At 69.3% G+C, this 18,038-nt stretch carries 17 protein-coding genes; 15 read left to right on the forward strand and 2 right to left on the reverse strand.

The genetic code is table 11. From position 1 onward, the window contains the following. Positions 1 to 129: 129 nt before the first annotated feature. The 3 genes from SAVERM_RS34290 (at position 130) to SAVERM_RS34300 (ending at position 3,487) form a co-directional block, all read left to right on the forward strand. The gene (locus SAVERM_RS34290) at positions 130 to 1,779 is read left to right on the forward strand and encodes a site-2 protease family protein (protein ID WP_079121374.1); all 1,650 of its coding nucleotides are present in this window, start codon (positions 130 to 132) and stop codon (positions 1,777 to 1,779) included. Positions 1,780 to 1,819: 40 nt separating this feature from the next. Next, positions 1,820 to 2,722: a tRNA (adenine-N1)-methyltransferase gene (locus SAVERM_RS34295; protein ID WP_010988074.1), complete on the forward strand. Its 903-nt coding sequence runs from the start codon at positions 1,820 to 1,822 to the stop codon at positions 2,720 to 2,722. 189 nt (positions 2,723 to 2,911) lie between these two features. Then, positions 2,912 to 3,487: a hypothetical protein gene (locus SAVERM_RS34300; RefSeq protein WP_010988075.1), complete on the forward strand. Its 576-nt coding sequence runs from the start codon at positions 2,912 to 2,914 to the stop codon at positions 3,485 to 3,487. 79 nt (positions 3,488 to 3,566) lie between these two features. Here the strand turns inward: SAVERM_RS34300 and SAVERM_RS34305 are convergent, their stop codons facing one another. After that, on the reverse strand, positions 3,567 to 3,872 hold the full coding sequence (locus tag SAVERM_RS34305) for a ferredoxin (protein WP_010988076.1): 306 nt from the start codon (positions 3,870 to 3,872) through the stop codon (positions 3,567 to 3,569). 254 nt (positions 3,873 to 4,126) lie between these two features. Here SAVERM_RS34305 and arc point away from each other — a divergent pair, with 254 nt between their 5' ends. From arc to prcA, 6 genes are all read left to right on the forward strand, one after another. Further along, positions 4,127 to 5,893, forward strand: a complete 1,767-nt coding sequence (gene arc, locus SAVERM_RS34310; RefSeq protein ID WP_010988077.1) for a proteasome ATPase — start codon at positions 4,127 to 4,129, stop codon at positions 5,891 to 5,893. Between the two features lie 235 nt (positions 5,894 to 6,128). Further along, a complete protein-coding gene (dop, locus tag SAVERM_RS34315) occupies positions 6,129 to 7,640 on the forward strand; it encodes a depupylase/deamidase Dop (RefSeq protein ID WP_010988078.1) in 1,512 nt (503 codons plus the stop codon). Positions 7,641 to 7,795: 155 nt separating this feature from the next. Next, positions 7,796 to 8,014, forward strand: a complete 219-nt coding sequence (locus SAVERM_RS34320) for a ubiquitin-like protein Pup (RefSeq protein WP_010988079.1) — start codon at positions 7,796 to 7,798, stop codon at positions 8,012 to 8,014. Positions 8,015 to 8,032: 18 nt separating this feature from the next. Further along, positions 8,033 to 8,641 (forward strand): endonuclease VII domain-containing protein, encoded by a 609-nt coding sequence (locus SAVERM_RS40655; protein WP_010988080.1) that lies wholly within the window; start codon positions 8,033 to 8,035, stop codon positions 8,639 to 8,641. Next, positions 8,593 to 9,438, forward strand: a complete 846-nt coding sequence (prcB, locus tag SAVERM_RS34325) for a proteasome subunit beta (RefSeq protein WP_010988081.1) — start codon at positions 8,593 to 8,595, stop codon at positions 9,436 to 9,438. The genes SAVERM_RS40655 and prcB overlap by 49 nt, the downstream gene beginning before the upstream one ends. A 67-nt stretch (positions 9,439 to 9,505) precedes the next feature. Continuing rightward, positions 9,506 to 10,267 carry a proteasome subunit alpha gene (gene prcA / locus SAVERM_RS34330; protein ID WP_010988082.1) on the forward strand — a complete coding sequence of 254 codons (762 nt, stop codon included), beginning with the start codon at positions 9,506 to 9,508 and terminating at the stop codon, positions 10,265 to 10,267. Positions 10,268 to 10,323: 56 nt separating this feature from the next. Here prcA and SAVERM_RS34335 read toward each other — a convergent pair whose 3' ends face one another. Then, positions 10,324 to 11,340, reverse strand: coding sequence for a LacI family DNA-binding transcriptional regulator (locus tag SAVERM_RS34335; RefSeq protein WP_010988083.1), 1,017 nt, complete (start codon positions 11,338 to 11,340; stop codon positions 10,324 to 10,326). Between the two features lie 121 nt (positions 11,341 to 11,461). Between SAVERM_RS34335 and SAVERM_RS34340 the strand changes: the two genes are divergently transcribed. The 6 genes from SAVERM_RS34340 to SAVERM_RS34365 all read left to right on the forward strand — a co-directional run bounded on the left by SAVERM_RS34340 (position 11,462) and on the right by SAVERM_RS34365 (position 17,926). Beyond that, positions 11,462 to 12,721, forward strand: coding sequence for an MFS transporter (locus SAVERM_RS34340; RefSeq protein ID WP_010988084.1), 1,260 nt, complete (start codon positions 11,462 to 11,464; stop codon positions 12,719 to 12,721). A 9-nt stretch (positions 12,722 to 12,730) separates the two neighbouring features. Next, positions 12,731 to 14,092, forward strand: a complete 1,362-nt coding sequence (gene pafA / locus SAVERM_RS34345) for a Pup--protein ligase (protein ID WP_010988085.1) — start codon at positions 12,731 to 12,733, stop codon at positions 14,090 to 14,092. A gap of 129 nt (positions 14,093 to 14,221) precedes the next feature. Further along, positions 14,222 to 15,226 carry an FKBP-type peptidyl-prolyl cis-trans isomerase gene (locus tag SAVERM_RS34350; protein WP_010988086.1) on the forward strand — a complete coding sequence of 335 codons (1,005 nt, stop codon included), beginning with the start codon at positions 14,222 to 14,224 and terminating at the stop codon, positions 15,224 to 15,226. Positions 15,227 to 15,297: 71 nt separating this feature from the next. Continuing rightward, on the forward strand, positions 15,298 to 15,672 hold the full coding sequence (locus SAVERM_RS34355) for an FKBP-type peptidyl-prolyl cis-trans isomerase (protein ID WP_010988087.1): 375 nt from the start codon (positions 15,298 to 15,300) through the stop codon (positions 15,670 to 15,672). Positions 15,673 to 15,891: 219 nt separating this feature from the next. After that, positions 15,892 to 16,869, forward strand: a complete 978-nt coding sequence (locus SAVERM_RS34360) for a helix-turn-helix transcriptional regulator (protein ID WP_010988088.1) — start codon at positions 15,892 to 15,894, stop codon at positions 16,867 to 16,869. A 16-nt stretch (positions 16,870 to 16,885) separates the two neighbouring features. After that, a complete protein-coding gene (locus SAVERM_RS34365; protein ID WP_010988089.1) occupies positions 16,886 to 17,926 on the forward strand; it encodes a helix-turn-helix transcriptional regulator in 1,041 nt (346 codons plus the stop codon). Positions 17,927 to 18,038 lie beyond the last annotated feature (112 nt).

An 18,038-nucleotide genomic window follows, 5' to 3' on the forward strand; every position in this document is an offset into this window, starting at 1 on the left:
GCACGCGACGGCGCGGAAAACAGAGGGGGTGCCGGGGCGGAACGCGCCGCAACGGCCGCATACCATCGACCAGAGACCCTCCCGCCCTGCATGATCGGGACAGGGAGACGCTTCGATCGAGGGGACATCGTGGACGAGAGCGGCGGGAGCGGGCAGCCGCGCTCCGGCAACGACCGGGCGACCGACCGCCACCCAGGGCCGTCGGCCCCGGCCACCGACACCCCACACCCCGACCCGGAGCCCCACGAGAACCAGACCCCGCCGACGCCCCCGCAAACACCGCCCGGCGAACCGGCCACCCCCGCCTCCGACGGGCCGTCGGCATCCGAGGCAGCCGTCGTCCGAGCAGCCGGTCGCCCGAGACCGACCCGGCGAACACCGGACAGGGCACACCGTCCGACGAGAAAGCGGACCCAGGCACCCACCGGTCCGGCAACCCCCGCGGAGCCGCACCCCCACCACCCCGGCACCCCCGAAGCAGACCAGGCACCCGCCGCCCCCCGAGCCGACGAAGCCCCCCACCCGGCCGACGAACACGCCACAGCCCCCCGCACCCTCGCCCACTCCGACACGGGCACGGGCAGCGGCAGCGGCACCGGCAAGGGCCGCCCGCCCCGGCGACCCAAAGAGCCCGGCGGCGGACTGCTCATGGGCCGCCCCTTCGGCGTCCCCGTGTACGTCGCCCCCAGCTGGTTCCTCGTCGCCGCCCTCATCACCTGGGTGTTCGGCGGCCAGCTGGATCGCGTACTGCCCGAACTCGGCGCCGCCCGCTACCTCGTCTCCCTCTTCTTCGCGGTCGCCTTCTACGCCTCCGTCCTCATCCACGAACTCGCCCACACCGTCGCCGCCCTGCGCTTCAAGCTGCCCGTGCGCCGGATCCAGCTCCAGTTCTTCGGCGGAGTCTCCGAGATCGAGAAGGAGACCGAAACCCCCGGCCGCGAGTTCGTGCTGGCCTTCGTCGGCCCCCTGCTCTCCCTGATCCTCGCGGGGATCTTCTACCTCGCCATGCAGACCGTGGACCGGGGCACCGTCCCCGGCGTCCTGATCGCGGGCCTGATGATCTCCAACCTCATCGTCGCCGCGTTCAACCTGCTGCCCGGCCTGCCCCTCGACGGCGGCCGCATGCTCCGCGCCGTCGTCTGGAAGATCACCGGCAAGCCCATGAGCGGCACCATCGCCGCCGCCTGGGTCGGCCGCGCCCTCGCCGTCGCCGTCCTGATCGGCCTCCCCCTGCTCACCCAGACCGGCGCACTCGGCTCGAACGCCGAGGACGTCGGCGGCATGGACACCGTCACGGACGCCCTGCTCGCCGCCATCCTCGCCGCGATCATCTGGACCGGCGCCGGCAACAGCCTCCGCATGGCCCGTCTGCGCGAACACCTCCCCGAGCTGCGCGCCCGCAACCTCACCCGCCGCGCGGTCCCCGTGGAGACCGACACCCCGCTCTCCGAAGCCCTGCGCCGCGCCAACGACGCCGGCGCCCGCGCCCTGGTCGTGGTCGACGCCGACGGCGAACCCCTCTCGCTCGTACGCGAGGCCGCCATCGTCGGCGTACCGGAACACCGCCGCCCCTGGGTCGACGTCAGCGGCCTCGCCCAGGACCTCACCGACGGCATGCGCATCTCCGCCGAGCTCGCCGGCGAGGACCTCCTCGACGTCCTGCGCGCGACCCCCGCCACCGAATACCTGGTGGTGGAGGAGTCCGGCGAGATCTACGGCGTCCTGTCCGCCGCGGACGTGGAACGCGCCTTCGTGAAGGCCATGGCCAGGCCGAACTGAGATGGTCGGCGGCCCCTCGAACGACCGGTAGGCTGGTCACATGTCCGAACCGACCGGTGCCGCCCGCAGGCGCGGGCCCTTCAAGGTCGGGGACCAGGTTCAGCTGACCGACCCCAAGGGCCGCCACTACACGTTCACGCTCGAAGCGGGGAAGAACTTCCACACCCACAAGGGTTCCTTCCCGCACGACGAGCTGATCGGCTCCCCCGAGGGCAGCGTTGTCCGCACCACGGGGAACGTCGCCTATCTCGCGCTGCGCCCCCTGCTCCCCGACTACGTCCTGTCCATGCCCCGCGGCGCCGCCGTGGTCTACCCCAAGGACGCGGGGCAGATCCTCGCCTTCGCCGACATCTTCCCCGGCGCGCGCGTCGTGGAGGCGGGCGTGGGCTCCGGATCGCTCAGCAGCTTCCTGCTGCGCGCCATCGGCGACCAGGGCATGCTGCACTCGTACGAGCGCCGCGAGGACTTCGCCGAGATCGCCCAGCAGAACGTGGAGCGCTACTTCGGCGGCCCGCACCCCGCCTGGCAGCTCACCGTCGGTGACCTCCAGGACAACCTGAGCGACACGGACGTCGACCGCGTCATCCTCGACATGCTCGCCCCCTGGGAGTGCCTGGAGGCCGTCTCCAAGGCGCTCGTCCCCGGCGGCATCCTGTGCTGCTACGTCGCCACCACCACCCAGCTCGCCCGGACCGTCGAGTCCATCCGTGAGATCGGCTGCTTCAACGAGCCGACCTCCTGGGAGTCGATGATCCGCAACTGGCACGTCGAGGGCCTCGCCGTCCGCCCCGACCACCGGATGATCGGCCACACCGGCTTCCTGCTCACCGCCCGCCGCCTCGCCGACGGCGTCGAGCCGCCCATGCGCCGCCGCCGCCCCGCCAAGGGCGCCTACGGCGAGGACTACACCGGCCCCAACGCCGACGGAGGCGCCGGCCGCTGAGGCGGCCCCGTGCCGCGTTCAACGTACAAGTGCCGTGGCCGAGTTCCCGACAAGCGTCCGGGAACTCGGCCACGGCTCCTTTTGGTTGACGCGGCACCAGAACCTTCGACCCCGCCGTTCCCCCGCACTGTGACGTGTGGCACCATGCGGGACACCCCACCGGCACAGCCCACAGGAGACGCTTCTCTCGTGCAGCAATCCGCCGTCCCGGAACTGGCACACACCACCACCCGCCCCATCCACTGGGTCGCCACGGCCACCGCCCTCGCCGGGGTCGTCGCGCTCTCCTCCGTACTGCAGCCCGGCTCCGCGACAGCGGCCCAGCCCGGCCCCGGAACGAAGGCGGCCAAGGTCGCGACAGCGCCCCCCGATCCCGCGAAGGCCGACTTCCCGCTCGACTGCGGCCCCACGAAGCTCCTCGTCCAGAAGAAGGCCTCCGGGGACCTCGACGGCGACGGACAGCCGGAGACCGTGGCCGTGGTCCGCTGCGACGCGAGCATGGGCACCCCGCCCGACGGCGTCTACGTCCTCACCCGGGCCGCGGACGCCAAGAAGCCCCGCGTGGTGGCCACACTCGTGGACCCGAAGGACCGGCTGACCGTCACCGACTTCGCGGTGCGCGACGGAGCGGTCACCGCCACGTTCCTCGGCTACTCGTCGTCCGACGTGCCGAGTTGCTGCCCCGACGTGAAGGACCGCGCCAAGTGGCAGTGGAAGGGCGGAGCGTTCGTCCGCTCGACACCGTCCGCAGCACAGAGCGTGTGAGAAACACCCCGCCCGGCCCGACGGGTGTGAGAAACCAGACAGGAAAGTGACGAGGAGTGGCCGTCAGGTCACTTCTTGTTCACTCCGCGTCCGGCCCGTAGACCTCGACGCTGTCCGAAACCCGACGCACGTGGATGCAGTCGCCAGGACACTCCTTCGCGGAGTCGGCGACATCCCGCAGAAGCGTCAGGGGTACGGGCGTTGTGGCGCCCTTGGCCTGCAACAGCTCGTCGTCCGCGCTCTTGACGTAGGCCAGGCCGTCGATGTCCAGCTCAAAGACCTCGGGGGCGTACTGGACACAGATGCCGTCGCCCGTACAGAGATCCTGGTCGATCCAGACCTCCAGCGCCTCACCGTCGACTGCGGCCTCCTGCTGCACGGTCATTTCTCCTGCCGTTTCCTGCGTCGAGCGACCCGATTCGTCAGCAAGTCGGGCCAGCTCTGACGGGTGTTGAACACTTCGACCCTACCTCCGTCCGCTTCCCAATCATGTTGGGTGGGTATTCCCCTGGCGTGAGGGAGAGCGCAAGGGTGAAGATCGGACACACCTCGACAGTCTTTGTGATCTAGGGGTTTCAATCGACACCCACCCAGGTAGGGTCTGGAAGCGTCCAGCTCCCCTTGGAGGAGGTGAGGACCGTGGCAGCCCACGACGACGACATGAACCGCGGCATCCGCCCGGGAAGAGGGTCCGACGACCCCGCCGGGCAGATTGCCTACCTTGAGCAGGAGATCGCCGTCCTGCGACGCAAGCTCGCCGACTCTCCGCGACACACGAGGATTCTCGAAGAGCGGATCGTCGAGCTGCAGACCAATCTGGCCGGCGTGTCCGCACAGAACGAGCGGCTCGCCAACACGCTCCGTGAGGCCCGCGACCAGATCGTGGCCCTCAAGGAAGAGGTCGACCGGCTCGCACAGCCACCGGCCGGCTTCGGTGTCTTCCTCACGGCGAACGAGGACGGCACGGCGGACATCTTCACCGGGGGCCGCAAACTCCGGGTGAACGTCAGCCCCAGCGTGGAGCTCGAAGAGCTCAGGCGCGGCCAGGAACTGATGCTCAACGAAGCCCTCAACGTGGTCGAGGCCATGGAGTACGAGAGCGTCGGCGACATCGTCACCCTCAAGGAGATCCTCGAGGACGGCGAGCGCGCCCTCGTGGTGGGGCACACCGACGAGGAACGGGTGGTACGGCTCGCCGAGCCGCTGCTGGACGTCACCATCCGCCCCGGCGACGCCCTGCTGCTCGAACCCCGCTCCGGCTACGTCTACGAAGTCGTACCGAAGAGCGAGGTCGAGGAACTCGTCCTCGAAGAGGTCCCGGACATCGGCTACGAGCAGATCGGCGGTCTGGGCAACCAGATCGAGATGATCCGCGACGCGGTCGAGCTCCCCTACCTCTACCCCGACCTCTTCAAGGAGCACGAACTGCGGCCACCCAAGGGTGTCCTGCTGTACGGGCCTCCAGGATGCGGAAAGACGCTCATCGCCAAGGCCGTCGCCAACTCGCTGGCCAAGAAGGTCGCCGAGGTCACCGGACAGGCCACGGGCAAGAGCTTCTTCCTCAACATCAAGGGCCCCGAGCTCCTGAACAAGTACGTCGGCGAGACCGAGCGGCAGATCCGCCTCGTCTTCCAGCGTGCTCGTGAGAAGGCCAGCGAGGGCACACCGGTCATCGTCTTCTTCGACGAGATGGAGTCCCTCTTCCGCACCCGCGGCTCGGGCGTCAGCTCGGACGTGGAGAACACCATCGTCCCGCAGCTCCTCGCCGAGATCGACGGTGTGGAAGGCCTGCAGAACGTGGTCGTGATCGGCGCCTCCAACCGAGAGGACATGATCGACCCCGCCATCCTGCGCCCCGGACGTCTCGATGTGAAGATCAAGATCGAGCGGCCGGACGCCGAGGCGGCGAAGGACATCTTCGGCAAGTACCTCACCGAGCGTCTCCCCCTGCACACCGAGGACGTGGGAGAGCACGGCGGGGACCGGTCGGCCACCGTCCACGGCATGATCCAGACCGCCGTGGAACAGATGTACGCCGAATCCGAGGAGAACCGCTTCCTGGAGGTCACCTACGCCAACGGAGACAAGGAAGTCCTCTACTTCAAGGACTTCAACTCCGGCGCCATGATCGAAAACATCGTCGGGCGCGCCAAGAAGATGGCGATCAAGGACTTCCTCGAGCACAGCCAGAAGGGCCTGAGGGTCTCCCACCTCCTCCAAGCGTGCGTGGACGAGTTCAAGGAGAACGAGGACCTGCCAAACACCACGAACCCGGACGACTGGGCCCGAATCTCCGGAAAGAAGGGCGAACGGATCGTATACATCCGTACCCTCATCACCGGAAAGCAGGGCGCGGACACAGGGCGCTCCATCGACACAGTGGCCAACACCGGTCAGTACCTGTAGAAGGACAGGGCGGCTGCGGGTGCCCACACCGGGTACCCGCAGCCGACTGTTTTTCAGGCCACGGTTGGAGCAAGGCAATGACGCAAATGATCTCCCCACCAGCGCAAAGGCGTTCTAGGCTCTTTCGTACCGCCGAGTCGCGCAGTGCGGGGACGGGCACCGCACACGCACCGGAGCGCCAGCGGTACTTGAGCAGCGTCCCCGACCGAGGGCGCCGCCGGGCAAGGAGGGCCGCATGACCGTACGGCGAGTAATGGGCATTGAGACGGAGTACGGGATCTCCGTCCCTGGCCACCCCAACGCCAATGCCATGCTCACCTCATCCCAGATCGTCAACGCATACGCGGCGGCGATGCACCGGGCGCGCCGCGCCCGGTGGGACTTCGAGGAGGAGAACCCGCTGCGGGACGCGCGAGGCTTCGACCTCGCCCGCGAGGCCGCCGACTCCAGCCAGCTCACCGACGAGGACATCGGCCTGGCCAATGTCATCCTCACCAATGGGGCACGGCTGTACGTGGACCACGCGCACCCCGAGTACAGCGCCCCGGAGGTCACCAACCCGCGGGACGCCGTCCTGTGGGACAAGGCCGGCGAGCGCATCATGGCGGAGGCCGCGGAGCGCGCGGCCCAGCTCCCCGGCGCCCAGCCGATCCACCTCTACAAGAACAACACCGACAACAAGGGCGCCTCCTACGGCACGCACGAGAACTACCTGATGAAGCGGGAGACCCCCTTCTCGGACATCGTGCGCCACCTCACGCCGTTCTTCGTCTCCCGTCAGGTCGTCACCGGAGCGGGCCGCGTCGGCATCGGTCAGGACGGGCACGAGCACGGCTTCCAGCTCAGTCAGCGCGCCGACTACTTCGAGGTCGAGGTGGGCCTGGAGACCACCCTGAAGCGCCCCATCATCAACACCCGGGACGAGCCGCACGCGGACGCCGAGAAGTACCGCAGGCTGCACGTGATCATCGGCGACGCGAACCTGTCGGAGATCTCGACGTATCTCAAGCTGGGCACGACGGCCCTGGTGCTGTCCATGATCGAGGACGGCTTCATCGCCGTCGATCTGGCGGTCGACCAGCCCGTACGCACCCTGCACCAGGTCTCGCACGACCCCACGCTGAAGCGGCTCGTCACGCTTCGTAGCGGGCGCACGCTGACCGCCGTGCAGCTGCAGATGGAGTACTTCGAGCTGTCGCGCAAATACGTGGAGGAACGGTTCGGGGCCGACGCGGACGAGCAGACCAAGGACGTCCTGGTCCGCTGGGAGGACACCCTGAACCGCCTGGAGAACGACCCGATGAGCCTCGCCGGGGAGCTGGACTGGGTCGCCAAGCGGGAGCTCATGGAGGGCTACCGGCGCCGGGACGACCTCGACTGGGACGCGGCCCGGCTGCACCTGGTCGACCTCCAGTACGCCGACGTACGCGCCGAGAAGGGCCTCTACAACCGTCTGGCGGCCCGCGGCCGGATGAAGCGCCTGCTGGACGAGAACGACGTCGAGCGGGCCCGCACCAAGCCCCCTGAGGACACGCGCGCGTACTTCCGCGGACGCTGCCTGGAGCAGTACGCGGACGACGTGGCGGCGGCCTCCTGGGACTCGGTGATCTTCGACCTGCCAGGGCGGGACTCACTGCAACGCGTTCCAACCCTGGAGCCGCTTCGCGGAACGCGTAATCACGTCAAGGAGCTCCTCGACCGCTGTCGTACGGCGGAGGACCTGGTCAGGGTCCTGTCAGGCGCCTGAGCGGGCCGTCGGGGCGATTCGTCCCGACGGGGTGGAAACGGTGGCGTCCGGGAATCATCGAGGTGGCTCCCGGACGTTGCAGCAACTGCAGGGCCGATGTCGGACCCGGCCAGTAGGGTCTGATCAAGAACGTCGAACCGAGCGGGGTGAGGTAGATGGCGACCAAGGACACCGGCGGCGGACAGCAGAAGGCGACGCGCAACACCGAGGAGGTCGAGGAGCAGGCGCAGGACGCGCAGGCTTCCGAGGACCTCAAGGAGCGCCAGGAGAAGCTGAGCGACGATGTCGACTCGGTTCTGGACGAAATCGATGATGTCTTGGAAGAGAACGCCGAGGATTTCGTTCGATCATTCGTTCAGAAAGGCGGCGAGTAGCCTTCGAATTGAAGGCCGATGGGGGCGTCGGGGTTGGTAAACGAAGAGGGCGTGAAGCGCTGTGTGCGGTGTGGCGAGTGCCGGCCGCGCGCAGCCTTCGCTCGCAGGCGGTCGAACCTCGACGGCCTGCAGCGACATTGCCGAGAGTGCGCATCGGACTATCACCGAGCGCGTCAGGAAAGCCTGGGCAAGAAGGTCCGTCCCAAGGTCGAGGTGCCCGAAGGGCACAAGCTTTGCCTGAAGTGCGGCGAGGTCAAGCCGTGGAGCGCGTGGCACCGTAACGCCACGGCTTCGGACGGGCTGTCGACACGCTGCAAGGCGTGCCGAGCCGTCGAGGGGCGTGCGGGCCACCTCAAGCGCCACTACGGCCTCACGGAAGCCGAGCGGGACGAGATGGTCGCGTCCCAGATGGGGATCTGTGTGATCTGCCTGAAAGCCCCGGCAGCTCATGTGGATCACTGCCACAGGACGGGTAGTGTCCGTGGCGTACTGTGCTTCAACTGCAATTCGGCCATCGGCAAGTTGGGAGACGATCCCGACGCTGTTCGTCGGGCTGCCGCCTACCTGGAAGGAACCCCGTGGAAGCCAACACTCGTAGCACCGGGCGTCTACCGGCTGCCTTCCTGACACCTGGGTCGTCGTCCTTCATGGACTTCCTGTCCGAGCACCAGCCGGAGATCCTCCCGGGCAACCGGCAGCTGCCGCCCACCCAGGGCGTGATCGAGGCCCCGCACGGCACGACCATCGTCGCCACCACGTTCCCGGGCGGGGTGGTCCTCGCCGGTGACCGGCGGGCCACCATGGGCAATGTCATCGCACAGCGCGACATCGAGAAGGTCTTCCCGGCCGACGAGTACTCGGCGGTGGGCATCGCCGGTACGGCGGGTCTGGCCGTCGAGATGGTGAAGCTGTTCCAGCTGGAGCTGGAGCACTTCGAGAAGGTCGAGGGTGCCACGCTCTCCCTGGAGGGCAAGGCGAACCGCCTCTCCACGATGATCCGTTCCAACCTCGCCATGGCCATGCAGGGCCTGGCCGTGGTACCCCTCTTCGCGGGCTACGACGTGGACCGCGAAAAGGGCCGCATCTTCTCCTACGACGTCACCGGCGGCCGCTCCGAGGAGCACGGCTACGCCTCCACCGGCTCCGGCTCGATCTTCGCGCGCGGTGCCATGAAGAAGCTCTACCGCGACGACCTGACCGAGCAGCAGGCCACGACGCTCGTCATCCAGGCCCTGTACGACGCGGCCGACGACGACTCGGCGACAGGCGGTCCCGATGTCGCCCGCCGGATCTACCCGATCGTCACCGTGATCACCGAAGACGGATTCCGCCGGCTCACCGACGAGGAGTCCTCCGAGATCGCCCGCGCGATCCTGGAGCGGCGCCTGGAGCAGCCCGACGGCCCGCGGGCCGCGCTGCTCTGAGCCGCTTCTCCTGTCAGGTGACCCAGTGAATTCGACGGAATTGCGGAAAGAAAGGGACGGATAACCGGTGTCGACGCCGTTCTATGTCTCCCCCCAGCAGGCCATGGCCGACCGGGCGGAGTACGCCCGCAAGGGCATCGCCCGTGGTCGCAGCCTTGTCGTGCTGCAGTTCGCCGACGGCATCGTGTTCGTCGGCGAGAACCCGTCCCGCGCGCTGCACAAGTTCAGCGAGATCTACGACCGGATCGGCTTCGCGGCCGCCGGCAAGTACAACGAGTACGAGAACCTCCGGATCGGCGGCGTCCGCTACGCCGATCTGCGCGGTTACACCTACGACCGGGACGACGTGACCGCTCGCGGTCTCGCCAACGTCTACGCCCAGACGCTGGGCACGATCTTCTCCAGCGCGGCCGAGAAGCCGTACGAGGTGGAGCTGGTGGTCGCCGAGGTGGGGGAGACCCCGGAGGGTGACCAGATCTACCGGCTGCCGCACGACGGCTCGATCGTGGACGAGCACGGCTCGGTCGCGGTCGGCGGCAACGCCGAGCAGATCAGCACCTACCTGGATCAGCGCCACCAGGACGGTATGACGCTCGCCGAGGCGCTCAAGCTGGCCGTCCAGTCCCTGTCCCGCGACACGAACGGCAGCGAGCGGGAGATCCCCGCCGAGCGCCTGGAGGTCGCGGTCCTGGACCGTACGCGCCCGCAGCAGCGCAAGTTCAAGCGGATCGTGGGCCGTGAGCTCTCTCGTCTGCTGGAGGCGGCCGGAGCGAGCACCGCGGGCGAGGCCGGGAGTGCCGAGGACGAGGGCTCCGACGACGAGAAGTAGCGGCTTATTTCGCCCTTCGACGCCCCGGCCGGGTTTCCGGCCGGGGCGTCGGGCGTTCAGGACGTGCGTGGCGGCGCCGTGGAGCCCCGTATGACGAGTTGCACGGGGATGTCGCCCTCCTCGGGGGTGCGGCCCTCCAGGACGGCCAGGAGGGCCGCCATGCCCCGCTCGCCGAAGCGCTCCGCGTCGAGGCGGACGGTGGTCAGCTCCGGGTCGATGGCCGTGGCGAGGGCCAGGTCGTCGAGACCGGTGACGGAGATGTCGTCGGGGACGCGCAGCCCGAGGCGCCGGGCCGCCTTGTAGGCGCCGGCCGCCAGCTTGTCGTCGTCGCAGACCAGCGCGGTGGGCCGGGGGCCGGGGGCCGCGAGCGCGGCCTCCGCGGCGGCGACGGCGCCCTCGATGGAGATGGGCGCGCGGGTCGTGCGTACCTCGGTGCCCGGGATCGTGCCCACGCGCGCGGCGAGTTCCCGGGCGCGCACCTCGAACGTCCAGGACGGGATGTCCGCCGCCAGATGCAGGAAGCGGCGGTGCCCCAGGGCGAGCAGATGTTCCGCCACCTGACGCACGCCGTCCGCGATGTCCAGGTTCACGGTCGCCGCGCCCAGGCTGCCCTCCGGGTCGCTGTCCAGCATCACCAGCGGCAGCTGGTCGCCCCGGATGGCCGTGAGCGCGTCCGCGGCCATCGAGGAGGCGATCACGCCGTCCAGGGCGGCCTGCGCCGAGCCGAAGGGGTCCCGGGCCGGGCCGATGCCTTCGGGGGAGGGGTAGAGCACCACGCCGAAGCCGTGTTCCGCGGCGAGGCGGGCGGCGCCCGTGTAGACGCCGGCGAAGAACTCCGTGGTCAGGGCCGGCACCACGAGGAGCACGGTCCGGGTGCGGCCGAGGCGCAGATTGCGGGCGGCCAGGTTCGGTCGGTAGCCCAGCTCCCGCGCGGCCTCCCGTACCCGTTCCGCCGTCGCCTCCGAGACCCGTCCGCGCCATTTCTCGCCGAGTACCAGTGACACCGCGGCCTGGGAGACTCCGGCGGCCTGGGCGACGTCCCGGCTCGTGGGGTGCGTGCTGGCTCGTGCCACCGTCGGACCTGCTCCTTCGTCTGGACTCGCGGACAGCGCACATGGTACGTATGACCGACGAAGTTATACGTAAAACCTCAGGCGTCGGGCCGCTCCGGGCGCCGCGGAGAGAAGGCGGGACATGGCCGCGGGATACCTGGAGATCCTCCGAGCGAGGCACGCCGCGCGGCTGCTCACCGGCACGCTGGTGGGCCGGCTGCCGAATGCCACCGCCGCGATCGCCGTCGTGCTGTTCATCCGTGCCGAGGGCGGCACTTACAGCCTCGCCGGGGCGCTCGCCGCCGTGTACGGGGTCGCCAACGCGGTGGGCCAGCCGCTGCTCGGCCGCCTCGTGGACCTGTACGGGCAGCCGCGCGTGCAGCTGCCCGCGGCGCTCGTCTCCGCCCTCGCCATGACCGCCTTCGCCCTCAGCGGCACCAACCCGCTGCCGCCCGCGTATGTCTCCATGGCCGTCGCCGGACTCTTCACCCCGCCGCTGGAGGGCGGACTGCGGGCCCTGTGGCCCTCCGTCCTGCGCCGGGAGGACCAGGTGCACACGGCGTACGCGATGGACGCGGTGGCCCAGGAAGTCATGTTCACCGTCGGCCCCTTGCTGGTGACCCTGTGCGTGGCGTTGTGGTCCGCCCAGGCCGCGCTCGTGGTGCTGAACGTCATCGGTGTCCTGGGCGCCCTCTCCGTGGTCGTCTCGCCCCCCTCGCGCGCGTGGCGTTCGGCGCCGCGCGAGGCACACTGGCTGGGTGCTCTGCGCTCGCCCGGACTGCTCGCGCTGCTCGGCGCGTTCCTGTTCGTGGGGCTCGCGCTCGGCTCCATCACCGTCGCGGGCGTGTCGTACGCGGACGACAACGGCGGCGACGCGGTCTACGGCTGGCTGATGGCGGCGCTCGGACTCGGCGCCCTCGTCGGCGGCACGGTGTACGGGGCGCGGCAGTGGGGCGGTGCCCCGGAGCGGCGACTGCGGGGGCTCGTCGCCCTGCTGGCGGTCTGTTACCTGCCGCTGGTGCTGGTGCCCGGCCCGGTCGCCATGACGGCCCTGACGGCGCTCGCCGGGGTCTTCCTCGCCCCCTGTATCGCCTGCGCCTTCATCATCGTCGACCGGCACGCGCCGAGTGGAACCGTCACCGAGGCGTTCTCCTGGCTTGTGACGACGTTCACCGTGGGCGCCTCGGTCGGAACGGGCCTGGCGGGCCCGGTCGTCGAGTGGGGCGGAACCCTGTGGGGGTTCGCCGTACCGGGGGTCGCCGGGGCCGTCTCCCTGCTGGTTCTGCTGGCCACGGGGCGGGTCCTCGCAGCTCCCGCCGGGGGGCCGGTGGTTGCGGCCTCGTCGGAAAATGATCCAAACCGTGCTGTCGAACCCCGTTTCAGCTCAGGGGATCGGGCGTAATGTTCAGTCATGGACCGCCGCATTTTCGGGCTGGAGAACGAGTACGGCGTCACGTGTACGTTCAGGGGACAGCGCCGCCTGTCTCCCGACGAGGTGGCGCGGTACCTCTTCCGCCGTGTCGTGTCATGGGGCCGCAGCAGCAATGTCTTTCTGCGGAACGGTGCCCGCCTCTATCTCGACGTGGGATCACATCCGGAATACGCGACACCCGAATGTGACAACGTGACCGAACTGGTCACCCACGACAAGGCCGGCGAGCGCATTCTCGAGGGACTGCTCGTAGACGCCGAACGACGCCTGCACGAGGAGGGAATCGCGGGCGACGTCTACCTCTTCAAGAACAACACCGACTCGGCGGGCAACTCGTACGGGTGTCACGAGAACTATCTGGTGGCACGGCACGGGGAGTTCTCCCGGCTCGCGGACATCCTCATTCCGTTCCTGGTGACCAGGCAGCTTCTGTGCGGTGCCGGCAAGGTGCTGCAGACTCCGCGAGGCGCCGTCTACTGCGTCAGCCAGCGCGCCGAGCACATCTGGGAGGGTGTCAGCTCCGCGACGACCCGCTCCCGGCCGATCATCAACACCCGCGACGAGCCGCACGCGGACGCCGAGCGCTACCGCCGGCTGCACGTCATCGTGGGCGACTCGAACATGTCCGAGACGACCATGCTCCTCAAGGTCGGCGCCACCGACCTCGTGCTGCGCATGATCGAGGCGGGCACGGTGATGCGCGACCTGACCCTGGAGAACCCGATCCGGGCGATCCGCGAGGTCAGCCACGACATCACGGGCCGCCGCAAGGTGCGCCTGGCCAGCGGCCGCGAGGCCTCCGCCCTGGAGGTGCAGCGCGAGTACTACGAGAAGGCCGTGGACTTCTGCGAGCGCCGCGGCATCCGTACCGGCACCGTCGAGCAGGTCCTCGAACTGTGGGGCCGCACGCTCGACGCGATCGAGGCCGAGGACCTCGACCGGATCGGCACCGAAATCGACTGGGTGATGAAGTACAAGCTCATCGAGCGGTACCGGGCCAAGCACAACATGACGATGTCGCACCCGCGCGTCGCCCAGATAGACCTCGCCTACCACGACATCCACCGCCGTCGTGGTCTCTACTACCTGCTGGAGAAGCGGGGACAAGCCACCCGGATCTGCAATGACTTGAAGATCTTCGAGGGCAAGTCCGTTCCTCCGCAGACCACTCGGGCCCGGCTGCGCGGCGACTTCATCCGGCGCGCCCAGGAACAGCGCCGCGATTTCACCGTCGACTGGGTTCATCTCAAGCTCAACGACCAGGCGCAGCGCACCGTGTTGTGCAAGGACCCGTTCCGTTCCGTCGACGACCGGGTGGAGAAGCTGATCGCCGGAATGTGAGCCGCTCGTCCCGGAGCGTGTTTCCGGTACGCAACGCGGGGCGCCGTACGTTTCTCGTACGGCGCCCTTCTCACGTCGTAGAGTTGCGCGCACTCCACCAACAAGATCGACCGATACGAGGCCCCCACAGTGCGCCGACGCTCAGTTCTTCTCGCCGTGCCGGCCGGACTGGTCACGCTCGCCGGATGCGGTGACGAAAAGTCCGACACGGCCAAGACCAAGCCCAGCACCAGCCCGTCTCCGTCGGCCTCCGCATCGTCGGCCCCGCCCCCCAAGATCGTCGACGGCCCGCTGCCGGCCATCACCGCCGGTACCAAGTTCGACGAGAAGCCGACCGTGGCCAAGGGCAGCGGCGACCCCTCGAAGGACGTGGCGGTCAAGACGGTCATCGCGGGCAGCGGCAAGACGGTCGCGGAGAACGACTACATCCAGGCGAACTACCTGGGCCAGGTCTGGGACACGGCGAAGGTCTTCGACAACTCCTACGACCGCAAGACGCCGCTGGTCATCCAGCTCGCCCAGGGAAGCATCATCGACGGCTGGCGCTATGCGCTGGCGGGCAAGAAGGCCGGCAGCCGGGTCCTGATGTCCGTGCCGCCCACCTGGGGCTACGGCAAGCAGGGCAACTCGCAGGCGGGCATCAAGGGCACCGACACCCTGGTGTTCGTGGTCGACATCCAGAACACGTTCAACGCGAAGAGCTCCGCCCAGGGCAAGGACGTCGCACAGGGCGACGCCAAGCTGCCGAAGGTCGGCACCAACACCGACGGCAAGGCCCCCTCCATCGACGTACCGAAGACGGCCGCCCCGACGAAGCTCGTGGCGAACTACGTCATCGAGGGCGACGGCGACGTGGTCAAGGCGGACAGCAGCGTCCTCGTGCAGTACAAGGGCGTGCTCTGGGACACCGGCAAGGAGTTCGACTCCACGTACAGCCGCTCGGCGCTGACGTCCTTCTCGCTGCAGCAGGTCGTCAAGGGCTGGTCCCAGGGTCTGACCGGCAAGAAGGTGGGCAGCCGCGTACTCATCGTGGTGCCGCCGAAGCTGGGTTACGGCGACAGCCCGCCGAGCGGGAGCGGCATCGAGAAGGACTCCACCCTGGTCTTCTCCGTCGACATCCTGGCGAAGATGTAACCCCTCCGGGGATGTGAGAGTGTCGGTCTTGCCGTAATGGCCTTTATCGCAGACAAGCAGGAGCTTTAGACGTGAGCATCGAGAAGCCCGAGATCGACTTCCCGGGCGGCGAGCCCCCGGCGGACCTCGAGATCAAGGACATCTGGGAGGGCGACGGACCGGTCGCCAAGGCGGGCAACACCGTCTCCGTGCACTACGTGGGTGTGGCCTTCTCCACCGGCGAGGAGTTCGACGCGTCCTGGAACCGCGGCACCCCGCTGCAGTTCCAGCTCGGTGCCGGCCAGGTCATCAAGGGCTGGGACCAGGGCGTGCAGGGCATGAAGGTCGGCGGCCGCCGCCAGCTGACCATCCCGGCGCACCTCGCGTACGGCGACCGCGGCGCCGGTGGCGGCCGTATCGCCCCCGGCGAGACGCTGATCTTCGTCTGCGACCTGGTCGCGGTCTGATCCTCACGGGGTTTTGGCCGCGGTCCGGTCGTCGTGCTGATCCGTCCGATCAGCCGTACGCTCTCGCCGCGGCCCGATCGTCGTACGCCGAATGATCGAGGTCCGACCGGACCCGATCATCTGGGGCCCATGCCTGTCCGGGCGTGGGCCCTCGGCTTTTGCCGCGACACTCCGGAGCGGTACGGTCAACGGTCGGAAGCACCATAGGGAAGGGCGTCGATGGCCATTGCCAAGGCCGAGCGGCTGATGAACCTGGCGCTGTGTCTGCTCGGGACACGACGGCCGCTCAGCAAGCGCGAGCTGCGTGACTCCATCGAGGCATACGTCGAGGCTTTTGGGCCGGGCAAGGGTGCGGCGAGTTCGGACGACTCCTTCAACCGGATGTTCGAGCGCGACAAGGACGATCTGCGCGAGCTCGGCCTGGTCATCGAGACGGTGGAGAACCTCGACGGCGAGGTCGGCTACCTCGCGCGCCGCGACAGCAACCGCCTGCCGGCCATCACCTTGGACGCCGAGGAGGCCGCCGCCCTCGGTCTCGCCGCGAAGGTCTGGCAGCAGGCCCGTCTCGCCGGTGCCGCGAGCGGCGCCCTGCAGAAGCTGCGCGCCGCGGGGCTTCCCGAGGATGTCGACCCGTACGAGGCCCACGGCGCCCTGGAACCGCGCATCCCCGTGCACGAGGCCGCTTTCGAACCTCTGATGCTCGCCTGCCGTGACCGGCGCCCCGCTTCCTTCGACTACCGCAAGGCGAACGCGGCCCGTCCCGAGCCGCGCACCGTGGAGCCCTGGGCCCTCGAGTGCTGGCGCGGCCACTGGTATCTGGCCGGCTGGGACCGTGACCGCGGCGCCGAGCGGGTCTTTCGGCTCTCCCGGATCACCGGCAAGGTCCGTACGCGCAGCGGAAGGTACACCGCCGAGGTGCCCGATGTCGTCACCGTGCGCGAGACGGTGGCGAGCTGGGCGGGGGAGACCGCCGACCGTTCCGCTCTGATCCGGCTGCGTACCGGTGCCGGCTATCCGCTGCGGGCCAAGGCCGTCTCGGTACGGGAACTGGGCGACGGCTGGGACGAGTTGGAGATTCCGTACGGGCACGGTCTGGACGCGTGGCTCGTCGAGTTCGGGCCCGATGTGGTGGTCCTGGAGCCGGCCGAGCTGCGGGCCGACGTGGTGGACCGGCTGCGTGCCGTGGCCAAGGGCTGAGGGGGAACACAAGAACGTGGCAGGCAAACCGGCCAGGCCCGCGAACGCGATCGACCAGACCCGGCGGATGCTGTCCCTGGTGACGTATCTGCGCGAGCGTCCCGGCGCGCGCGTCGAGGACGTCGCCCGCGCCTTCGGGATCACCGAGGACGAGCTGATCTCCGACCTCGACGTGCTGCCGCTGTGCGGGACGAGTTTCCGCGGTGGCGACCTCCTCGACATCGACACCGACGGCGACCGGATCTGGTGGCACAATCCGGCCGCTCTCGGCGCGGACGCGGCCGAGCCCCTGCGGCTCGCCGCCGACGAGGCGACCGCCCTGCTGGTGGCCGCCCGCGCCGTGTCCACGCTGCCGGGCCTGCGGGAGGGCGACCGGCAGGCGCTGCTGCGGGCCACCGCCAAGGTGGAGACCGCGGCGGGCGAGGCGGCCGGGGCCAGCTCCCGGCTCTCGGTGACCTTCGAGTCGGAGGGCGGTGTCTTCGCGGACGTCGACCGGGCGATCTCGGAGCGCCGCCGACTGTGGATCCGCTACTACTCGCCCGCCCGCGACGAGCTCACCGAACGCGAGATCGACCCGATCCGGCTGGTCAGCGTCGGCCACACCTATGTGGAGGCGTGGTGCCGCCGCTCCGAGGCGCGGCGCACCTTCCGGCTGGACCGGGTGGCCGAGATCCGCATTCTGGACGAGCCTTCCGCGCCGCCCGAGGTCGAGCTGCGGGACCTCTCCGAAGGGCTGGTACAGCCCGCGGCCGAGGACCCCGAGGTGGTGGTCGAGGTCGGTCCCGGCGGCCGCTGGGTGGCCGAGTACTACCCGCACGACAGCGCGGATGAGCTTCCGGACGGCGGGCTGCGTATCACTCTGCGGACCCCCGAGCCCGCGTCGTTGCGGAGGCTCGCGCTGCGCCTCGGCCGCGACGGGCGGATCGTCTCGCCGCAGGACCTGGCGGACAGCGCCCGCCGCGCCGCCCAGGAGGCGCTCGCCGCGTACGACGACGCACCGCGGGGTGCCGACGGAGTTCAGGACGGGCCGTACGACAGGCAGGAGCAGGGGCTGTGAGCACGTCGTCGATGTCTGGTGCGCCGGAGCAGTCGGATACGGCGCGGAGGGTCGTCGTCCCGGGGCCGGCGTCGGGTACGGCGGACAGGGCCGTCGTCCCGGTCGAGGCGCC

It is taken from the genome of Streptomyces avermitilis MA-4680 = NBRC 14893 (assembly GCF_000009765.2).
GTDB classification, from domain to species: Bacteria; Actinomycetota; Actinomycetes; order Streptomycetales; family Streptomycetaceae; genus Streptomyces; species Streptomyces avermitilis.

Coding starts and splice junctions, on each gene's coding strand:
- dop (WP_010988078.1), top strand. CDS start 6,129: ATGACCGTACGGCGAGTAATGGGCATTGAGACGGAGTACGGGATCTCC.
- SAVERM_RS34340 (WP_010988084.1), top strand. CDS start 11,462: ATGGCCGCGGGATACCTGGAGATCCTCCGAGCGAGGCACGCCGCGCGG.
- pafA (WP_010988085.1), top strand. CDS start 12,731: ATGGACCGCCGCATTTTCGGGCTGGAGAACGAGTACGGCGTCACGTGT.
- SAVERM_RS34305 (WP_010988076.1), bottom strand. CDS start 3,872: ATGACCGTGCAGCAGGAGGCCGCAGTCGACGGTGAGGCGCTGGAGGTC.
- SAVERM_RS40655 (WP_010988080.1), top strand. CDS start 8,033: ATGGGGGCGTCGGGGTTGGTAAACGAAGAGGGCGTGAAGCGCTGTGTG.
- SAVERM_RS34360 (WP_010988088.1), top strand. CDS start 15,892: ATGGCCATTGCCAAGGCCGAGCGGCTGATGAACCTGGCGCTGTGTCTG.
- SAVERM_RS34295 (WP_010988074.1), top strand. CDS start 1,820: ATGTCCGAACCGACCGGTGCCGCCCGCAGGCGCGGGCCCTTCAAGGTC.
- SAVERM_RS34320 (WP_010988079.1), top strand. CDS start 7,796: ATGGCGACCAAGGACACCGGCGGCGGACAGCAGAAGGCGACGCGCAAC.